At 69.9% G+C, this 8,919-nt stretch carries 8 protein-coding genes; 3 read left to right on the top strand and 5 right to left on the bottom strand.

Going from position 1 to position 8,919, the window contains the following annotated elements:
* Together ACZ7GZ_RS09915 and metG are read left to right on the top strand one after the other, a co-directional pair.
* Positions 1 to 1,219 (top strand): VWA domain-containing protein (locus ACZ7GZ_RS09915; protein ID WP_471022510.1); only part of this gene is annotated, 1,219 nt, incomplete at its 5' end.
* A 132-nt stretch (positions 1,220 to 1,351) separates the two neighbouring features.
* Positions 1,352 to 3,076 carry a methionine--tRNA ligase gene (metG, locus tag ACZ7GZ_RS09910; protein WP_471022509.1) on the top strand — a complete coding sequence of 575 codons (1,725 nt, stop codon included), beginning with the start codon at positions 1,352 to 1,354 and terminating at the stop codon, positions 3,074 to 3,076.
* A gap of 75 nt (positions 3,077 to 3,151) precedes the next feature.
* Here metG and ACZ7GZ_RS09905 read toward each other — a convergent pair whose 3' ends face one another.
* From ACZ7GZ_RS09905 to ACZ7GZ_RS09895, 3 genes are all read right to left on the bottom strand, one after another.
* A complete protein-coding gene (locus tag ACZ7GZ_RS09905) occupies positions 3,152 to 4,516 on the bottom strand; it encodes an FG-GAP and VCBS repeat-containing protein (RefSeq protein WP_471022507.1) in 1,365 nt (454 codons plus the stop codon).
* A gap of 44 nt (positions 4,517 to 4,560) precedes the next feature.
* Entirely contained in the window at positions 4,561 to 4,740 is a 180-nt protein-coding gene (locus tag ACZ7GZ_RS09900; RefSeq protein ID WP_471022506.1) for a hypothetical protein, read from the bottom strand.
* 92 nt (positions 4,741 to 4,832) lie between these two features.
* Positions 4,833 to 5,180 carry a DoxX family protein gene (locus ACZ7GZ_RS09895; protein WP_471022505.1) on the bottom strand — a complete coding sequence of 116 codons (348 nt, stop codon included), beginning with the start codon at positions 5,178 to 5,180 and terminating at the stop codon, positions 4,833 to 4,835.
* A gap of 95 nt (positions 5,181 to 5,275) precedes the next feature.
* On the opposite strand from ACZ7GZ_RS09895, the gene ACZ7GZ_RS09890 reads away from it, so the two are divergent.
* A complete protein-coding gene (locus ACZ7GZ_RS09890) occupies positions 5,276 to 5,965 on the top strand; it encodes a nucleotidyl transferase AbiEii/AbiGii toxin family protein (protein WP_471022504.1) in 690 nt (229 codons plus the stop codon).
* Positions 5,966 to 5,971: 6 nt separating this feature from the next.
* Here the strand turns inward: ACZ7GZ_RS09890 and ACZ7GZ_RS09885 are convergent, their stop codons facing one another.
* Positions 5,972 to 6,856, bottom strand: a complete 885-nt coding sequence (locus ACZ7GZ_RS09885) for an intradiol ring-cleavage dioxygenase (RefSeq protein ID WP_471022503.1) — start codon at positions 6,854 to 6,856, stop codon at positions 5,972 to 5,974.
* A gap of 105 nt (positions 6,857 to 6,961) precedes the next feature.
* Positions 6,962 to 8,725, bottom strand: coding sequence for an aspartate--tRNA ligase (gene aspS / locus ACZ7GZ_RS09880; protein ID WP_471022501.1), 1,764 nt, complete (start codon positions 8,723 to 8,725; stop codon positions 6,962 to 6,964).
* Positions 8,726 to 8,919: the final 194 nt, after the last annotated feature.

The raw sequence follows: 8,919 nt of genomic DNA, 5'->3' as shown, positions 1-8,919 counted from the left end.
GGACAAGGCCGCCGAGAACACCACCGAGCCGAAGGCCGAGGAGAACGCGAAGGCCGAGACCCCGGCCGAGGAGAACGCGGAGACCGAGACCCCGGTCGAGGACAAGGCCGCCGAGAACACCACCGAGCCGAAGGCCGAGGAGAACGCGAAGGCCGAGACCCCGGCCGAGGAGAACGCGGAAGCCGAGACCCCGGCCGAGGACAAGGCCGCCGAGAACACCACCGAGCCGAAGGCCGAGGAGAACGCGAAGGCTGAGACCCCGGCCGAGGAGAACGCGGAAGCCGAGGCCCCGGTCGAGGACAAGGCCGCCGAGAGCAGCGCTGGCGAGAAGGCGGAGCTCGAGGCACAGGTCGAGGCGTCAGCCGCCGAGGACGGCGTCGAGCCGGAGGCCGAGGAGCCGCTCGCGGAGAAGGCCGAGGAAACCCAGGCGGAGCCGGAGGCCGCCGACGGCGAGGACGCCCCACAGGGGCCACCCGCACCCGACGACGAGACCCGCACGGGTGGTGCGGGTGGGAACTCGGGCGCCGAAGGCGAAGCCGAGGCGAAGAAGACTCCCGCCATCCCCCTCACCAAGGTCAAGACCCGCGCCCCCTCCCTCGCCACCGCCTACAAGGCCGCCACAGCCACCCTCAAGAAGACCGACCTCACCGGCACCCGAGCGAAGCTCTACCTCGTCCTGGACCGCTCCGCGAGCATGCGCCCGTACTACAAGGACGGCTCCGCCCAGGCCCTCGCCGACCAGACCCTCGCCCTCGCCGCCCACCTGGACCCCGAGGCCACGGTCCACGTCGTCTTCTTCTCCACGGAGGTCGACGGCTCCACCGACCTCACCCTCACCCCGGACCACGAGACCAAGATCGACGACGTCCACGCCGGCCTCGGCCGCATGGGCCGTACCAGCTACCACGCCGCCGTGGAAGCCGTACTGAACCACTACGAGAAGCACCACGAGAGCGGCACCCCCGCCCTCGTCGTCTTCCAGACCGACGGCGCCCCGGACGCGAAGACCCCCGCGACCGAGGCCCTCACCGCGGCCGCGCGGACCCACCCCGCCGTCTTCTTCTCCTTCGTCGCCTTCGGAGACCACGACAGCAAGGCCTTCGACTACGCGCGCAAGCTGAAGACCGGCACCACGTCCTTCTTCCACGCGGGCCCCACCCCCCGCGAGCTGACGGACACGGAACTGTACGAGGGCGTACTCGCCGCCTGGCGCCCGTAACGGACGGTCACCGCGGACAACCCCTCGGGCCGCCCCTTCCCGCCCTGCAAAACGGGAAGCGGGCGGCCCACCCCTGTCGGCTACGATTTCAAGGTTCGAAACCGCAGAAAACGCGACCTGGGAGCAGCCACGATGGCTCGACACCTCATCACCAGCGCCCTTCCGTACATCAACGGGATCAAGCACCTGGGCAACATGGTGGGGTCCATGCTCCCGGCGGACGTGTACTCCCGGTACCTCCGCCAGCGCGGCCACGACGTCCTGTACATCTGCGCGACCGACGAGCACGGCACCCCGGCCGAGCTGGCCGCCAAGGAGCAGGGCCTGCCGGTCGACGAGTTCTGCGCCCAGGCGCACGACGCGCAGAAGGCGGTCTACGACGGCTTCGCGCTCGCGTTCGACTACTTCGGCCGCAGCTCCAGCCCCGAGAACCGCGAGATCACCCAGCACTTCGCCCGCAAGCTGCACGAGAACGGCTTCATCGAGGAGCGGGCCATCCGCCAGGTGTACAGCCCGACGGACGGCCGCTTCCTCCCCGACCGCTACGTCGAGGGCACCTGCCCGCACTGCGGCTACGACAAGGCCCGCGGCGACCAGTGCGAGAACTGCACCCGCGTCCTGGACCCGACGGACCTGATCAACCCCCGCTCGGCGATCTCGGGCAGCACGGATCTCGAGGTGAGGGAGACCAAGCACCTCTTCCTGCTCCAGTCGAAGCTGGAGAACGAGGTCCGTGAGTGGGTCGCCCGGCACGACAAGGACTGGCCGCAGCTGGCCTCCTCCATCGCCCACAAGTGGCTGACCGAGGGCCTGCACGACCGCGCGATCACCCGTGACCTGGACTGGGGCGTCCCGGTCCCGGCCGACACCTGGCCGGAGCTGGCGGCCGAGGGCAAGGTCTTCTACGTGTGGTTCGACGCCCCGATCGAGTACATCGGCGCGACGAAGGAGTGGGCCGACCAGGACCCGGAGAACCGGGACTGGAAGTCGTGGTGGTACGAGGCGGACGCCGGCGAGAACCCGGTCCGCTACACCGAGTTCATGGCCAAGGACAACGTCCCCTTCCACACGGTGATGTTCCCGGCCACGGAACTCGGCATCCGCGAGCCCTGGAAGATGGTCGACTACGTCAAGGCCTTCAACTGGCTGACGTACTACGGCGGGAAGTTCTCCACCAGCCAGAAGCGCGGTGTCTTCACCGACCAGGCGCTGGACATCCTCCCGGCCGACTACTGGCGGTACTTCCTCATCGCCAACGCGCCCGAATCGGACGACTCGTCCTTCACCTGGGAGCACTTCACCGCCACGGTCAACAAGGACCTCGCCGACACCCTCGGCAACTTCGTCAACCGTGTGCTGTCCTTCTCGAAGAAGCGCTTCGGCGAGGAGGTCCCGGCCGGCGGCGAGCCCGGCGAGGCGGAGGCCCGTCTCGGCGAGGAGATCGCCCGGCTGCTCGCCGAGTACGAGGAGCACATGGAGGCGCTGCAGTTCCGCAAGGCGGCCTCCGCCCTGCGCGCCCTGTGGTCGGCCGGCAACTCCTACTTGGAGGAGAAGGCGCCCTGGCTGCAGATCAAGACCGACAAGGACGCCGCGGCCCTCACGCTGCGTACGGCGATGAACCTGATCCACCTGTACGCGGTGGTCTCCGAGCCGCTGATCCCGGCCACGTCCGCCGCCATGCGCCAGGCCTTCTCCCTCCCGGACGACACCGCCGCCTGGGTCACCTCCGACGAGGCGAAGTCGCTCACCGCCGTCCCGGCCGGCACGCCCTTCACGGTCCCGCCGGTGCTGTTCGCCAAGCTCACGGACGAGGACCTGGAGGCGTACAAGGAGCGCTTCGGCGGCGAGCCCGCCTGAGGCCCGGTACGGACGACACGGGGAAGGACCCGGCGCACTGTGCGCCGGGTCCTTCCCCGTGCTGCTACCGCTCGCTCACTTGGTCACGATCCGCGCGAACCACTGCTGCTTGGGGTTGAGCCCGAACGTCCGGGGGCCGACGGAGACGGAGCCGCTGGTGGTCAGGCCGGCGCTGCCCGACTTGAAGTACCAGAGGTTGCCCTCGTTGAGGTTCTCGGAGTCCGTACCGACGACGAGTTCGCTGCGGCCGTCGCCGTTCATGTCGGTGAGGGAGACCTGCTGCCCCCACCTGTCGTACGCCTCGTCGGCACCCGCCACACCGGCGGTGTTCTGGTGCCAGGACACCGCGCCGGTGCCGGTCAGGCCCTTGGCGGAGCCGCGCAGCACGGTCACCGCACCCGTCGTGCTGACCCCGGAGATGCTCTCCTGCTCGACACCGATCGCCACGTCGGCGTAGCCGTCGCCGTTGACGTCCCCGGTGTCGAGGTTGTAGCCGAACCGGTCGTACTTCTCACCGGCCCCGGGCACCCCCGCGGTGTCCTGGCTGATGCGCACCGCGGAGCGGGTGGTGCTGATCCCGCCGGCGCTGCCGTAGCGGACGACGACCGAGCCGCCCACGACGCCCGCCGGCTGGTAGCCCTCCAGCCCGGCGCCGAGAACCACGTCCCCGTATCCGTCGCCGTCGACGTCGGCGATGGAGCCGGAGTTGACCTTGGTGGAGAAGTCCTTGCCGGGGCCGAAGCCGCCGGTCTCGGAGCCGAGCACCAGGCTGGCGTCGGCGGAGTCGGCGCCGTTCCTGCCCACGGACAGCAGATCGGCCACATGGTCACCGTTCACGTCCCCGGCGGCCAGGTAGTAGGGCCTGATCTTGGTGTCGACGAGGCTGGTCGAGGCGTTCGCGCCGTCCCGGGTGAAGGGTCCCCGGAGCAGCTCGGTGTGCCACTCGGAGTCGCCGGCGACCAGGTCGTCCTTGCCGTCGCCGTCGAAGTCGGCCACCACCACCGGGCTCGGCAACGCGGCCGCCTTGAGCGCGAGCTGCGTGGGGGAGGAGGAGAGGCCGGTGGGGCCGCCCCAGAAGACCGACACGGCGGAGGTCGAGTCGTTGACGGCCACGAGGTCGTCGTAGCCGTCGCCGTCCAGGTCCCCCGTGGTCATCGAGAGGCCGAGGCCCCATGCCTCGTTCGGGCCGGTGCAGGTGCCGGCGATCTGGTGCCGTGAGGCGGTGAGACCGGTCGCCGTGCCGTACATCACCACGACGCAGCCGTGCGCGGAAACGGCCAGGTCACCGTATCCGTCCCCGTTGAAGTCGGCCTTCTTGCCGGTCACCGGTGCCGGGGAGTTCGGCATGGCACCGGCGGGACCGCCCGCACCCACGACGGCCGTGCCCACCGACACGGCCGTGGCGGTGGCCAGCACGGCCAGTCTCCGAACCCTGCGCATACGTCCGTCCTTTCGTCCTGCGTCAGCCCGGGGACATCTGCCGTTCAGATCAGGGCTGCGCCACAGAAGACCAGCGCAGGGCGCGAACGGTTGTACGACAGGTGGGCACCGGCGACCAGACGCCAGGAGAGGACACCGGCACCGACGCAGGCAACCACGACGGCGGCGGCCACGACGAGGGTACGGCGCTTGCGGAGGGAGCGGCGGTGGGAGGGAGCTGCCACGGAGGAGTCCTCAGGGGGTGGGCTGAACCTGCCTTACGACTCCTCAGTGGCCGCCGCTCCCCGGGAAGTTGCCGCGCGGGGGAGGATTTTCTTCAGGCGGCGTACCCGAGAACGAGCGCGCCGACGACGGGGGCCGCGTAGACGAGGGGGAACGGGATGTGGGAGTACCAGCGGGCGCGGGCCACGGTGACGGCGGCTCCGAGGAAGTAGAGCACCAGCGCGATCCCGGCCAGCACCCCGACCACCGGCACGAACAGCCCGGCCACCAGCCCGACGGCCCCGGCGGTCTTGGCCACGCCGAGCGGGGTCCACCAGCTCCGCGGCACCGAGTAGTCGGTGAGCGCCTTCACGATCCACTGGGCGCGCAGCAGCAGCACCGCACCGGAGAATCCGGCCATCAGCGCGGCGAGCAGGGTGACGACGATCTGGGCGGTACGCATGAGAGGCTCCCATCGAGCATCGAGCGGTCGAAAAACTCCGGACACCTCCCTGAACCCCCGGCCCGCACCCGTGTGACAGAAACCCGGAAGAAATCTTGAACGTCCCCGAAACCCACCACCGCCTCCTGGCCGACGTCGTCACCGCGGGCGGCCCGTACGGGCTGGTGCTCGCCGGTGGATACGCCCTGCAGGCACACGGTCTGGTGCGGCGTCCGCACGGCAATCTCGACTTCGCCACGGAGAGTTCCGAGGGCATGGACCGGATCGCCGCCGCCGTGGGCGCCACCCTGGAGGCCCGCGGCCGGCAGGTCCGGGCCGGTGCCGTCGCCGCGCTCACCGCCCAGCTGACGGTCACCGACCCGCCGACCGGCGAACCCTGCGCCCTCGCCCTGCACAAGGAGGCCTTCTGGCAGCCGCCGGAGCTGACCGAGTACGGCCCGGCCCTCTCCCTGGAGGACGCCGTGGGTACGAAGATCCGGGCGCTGTACGACCGGGGCGCGGCGGTCGACCTGATCGACGCGCGGGCCGCCGCGACCCGGTTCTCCCTGCCCGACCTGGAGGAACTGGGCCGCAGACACGCCCACGACCCGTTCGACCTGCCGACTCTGCAGTCCCGGCTGACGGGCACGGACTTCTACTCCGACCTGGACTTCCTCCGCCACGGCCTGGACGAGACCGAGATCCTCGCCCTGCGCGCCTGGGCCCAGCAGTGGTCCGACGACATCGCCGAACGACTGCTGGAGGACGGGGCGTCCCCGGACGGAGAGGACGAACAGGGGGACTGAGCCGTGTCAGCCGCCGTCGTGCGTCTCGTCCGGGGCCACGCCCAGCGTCAGGTGGGACCGCACTCCGCGCGCGATGTGCTTCGTGTCGTACGACAGGTACAGCAGACCACCCTGGTGCCCGTTGCCCGGATAGATCGTGTCCTCGTCGAGCGTGGTGCGGGTGGTGGTGTTGGTGGAGTACGGCGCCACCTCCTTTGTCAGCAGCACCGCCTTCTCGGCGAAGAACAGCTGACCGGTGTGGCAGGTGTGCCCGCCCTCGTAGCCGGCGTCGGTCCAGGTCCCGTCCACGTGCACCTTGACGTGGATGTGCACGCAGCGGCCCTGGTACCAGCCGGGGAACACCGTCCGGAAGGTGACGTACCCGCGCTTGTCCGTGCGCCAGGTGCCGCGCAGATAGCGGGCGTCGTCGGTGGGCTCCTGGTGGCCGCCACCGCCGCCGGGCCGGCCGGAGGGAGGGGAGCCCGTCGGGGTTCCGGTCGGGGTTCCGGTCGGCCTACCCGTGGGGGCCGGTCCACCGCCTCCACCGCTCCCCGAGGCCTCGTATCCGGAGTAGACGCCCACCGCGTTGCAGTGCCAGATGTCCACCGCCGCGTCCTTCAGCGGCCTGCAGGTCCCGGAGTCGATCACCTTGAGCCTCAGGGTGAGGGGGATGCCCTCCTGGTCCTCGGTGACGTCCTGGCGGAGCTTGTCGGCGTCGATGTAGTAGGGGCCCTCCACGGTTTCGGAGGTCAGCGTGTAGCAGGCGTCCGCCGCGGTCTCGTCCTCCGCGGAGGCGTCGACGGCCAGGGCGCCGCCGAGGCCCAGCGCCACAGCGCCGGCCCCGCCCGCCACGAGCACCGTACGACGCGTGAGGTCACGGGTTCTGCCGTTGTCTTCGGGGATGTCAGTCATGGCCCGGGACCGTAGGGACGCCGGCTGTCAACGAGCCCGGAGACGGCTGTGCGCGCCGACCGTCAAGAGCGAGTCAGGACAGATCGGCGCGCACGGCAGGCCTTGCTACTTCGGCTGCGGCTTCCTGATGTTCAGGTGCAGCTCGCGCAGGCGGGTCTCCTCCAGCTCGGTGGGGGCGCCCATCATCAGGTCCTGGGCGTTGCCGTTGAGCGGGAAGGCGATCGTCTCGCGGATGTTGGGCTCGTCCGCGAGGAGCATGACGATGCGGTCCACGCCGGGGGCGATGCCGCCGTGCGGCGGGGCGCCGAAGCGGAAGGCGCGGAGCATGCCGGCGAACTTCTCCTCGACGGTCTCGCGGTCGTAGCCCGCGATCTCGAAGGCCTTGAGCATGATCTCCGGCTCGTGGTTCCGGATGGCGCCGGAGGACAGCTCGACACCGTTGCAGACGATGTCGTACTGCCAGCCCAGGATGTCCAGCGGGTCCTGGGTCTGCAGGGCCTCCAGGCCGCCCTGCGGCATGGAGAAGGGGTTGTGCGAGAAGTCGATCGCGCCGGTCTCCTCGTCCTTCTCGTACATCGGGAAGTCGACGATCCAGCAGAAGCGGAAGACGCCCTCCTCGAAGTGCCCGGCGCGACGAGCGGCCTCGACACGGACCGCGCCCATGATCTTCGAGACCTCGTCGAACTCGCCCGCGCCGAAGAAGACCGCGTGGCCGGGGGCCAGCGACAGACGCTTGGTCAGCTCGGCGACGTTCTCCTCGGTGAGGAACTTCGCGATCGGGCCGGAGAGGGAACCGTCCTCGGCGACGCGGACCCAGGCCAGGCCCTTCGCGCCCAGGGAGATCGCGAACTCGCCGAGCTGGTCGAAGAACTTGCGCGGCTGGTCCTGGACCGCGGGCACCGGCAGCGCACGCACGTGCTTGCCGGCGAACGCCTTGAACTCCGAGCCCTCGAAGACGTCGGTGATGTCCACCAGCTCCAGCTTGGCGCGCAGGTCCGGCTTGTCGGAGCCGTACTTCAGCATCGCCTCGCGGAACGGGATCCGCGGGAAGGGGGAGGTGACGTGCCGGCCGCCTCCGAACTCCTCGAACAGCTCGGTCATGAGCTTCTCGATCGGCTGGAAGACGTCCTCCTGCTCGACGAAGCTCATCTCGACGTCGAGCTGGTAGAACTCGCCGGGCGAGCGGTCGGCGCGGGCGTCCTCGTCGCGGAAGCAGGGCGCGATCTGGAAGTAGCGGTCGAAGCCGGAGATCATCAGCAGCTGCTTGAACTGCTGCGGGGCCTGCGGCAGCGCGTAGAACTTGCCGGGGTTGAGGCGCGAGGGGACCACGAAGTCACGCGCGCCCTCGGGGGAGGTGGCGGACAGGATCGGCGTTGCCATCTCGTTGAAGCCCATCGCGACCATCTTGTGCCGGATCGCCGAGATGACCTGCGTACGCAGCATGATGTTGCGGTGCATGCGCTCGCGGCGCAGGTCCAGGAAGCGGTACTCCAGGCGCCGCTCCTCGTTGACCCCGTCCTCGGTGTTGATCGTGAACGGCAGCGGGGCGGCGGCGCCGAGCAGCTCGACCTCGGCCACCTCGACCTCGATCTCACCGGTCGGCAGATCGGGGTTCACGTTCTCGGTTCCACGTGAAACAACGCGGCCGTCGACGCGGACCGTGGACTCCTTGGAGATCTTGTCCAGGGCCTCGTACGCGGGCGTGCCGGGGCGGGCGACCAGCTGGGTGATGCCGTAGTGATCGCGCAGATCGATGAAGAGGATGCCGCCCAGGTCGCGCCGATTGTGCAGCCAGCCACTGAGCCGGACGTCGGTGCCGACGTCAGAGGCGCGGAGCTGGCCGCAGGTGTGGGACCTGTACCGATGCATCGTCGTTCATCGTCCTTCGTGTGTGAGGTCTGCGGGGCGTGCTCTCCCCCGCGAGAACGGGCACGGGGCCCGGACCCATCAAGGGTACCGGGCACCCCAAGATCGGCTCCCCACCATTACCGCGGCCCACCGGGCACCGGTCCTCACCTTCGGCGATATCTCCAAAGGGGCACTTATCCCATCAGACCTACTTA

The sequence above is a fragment of the Streptomyces sp. NPDC037288 genome (assembly GCF_055603265.1).
The sequence above is the reverse complement of the archived record's forward strand: the minus strand, read 5'-3'. Positions and strand labels throughout refer to the sequence as shown.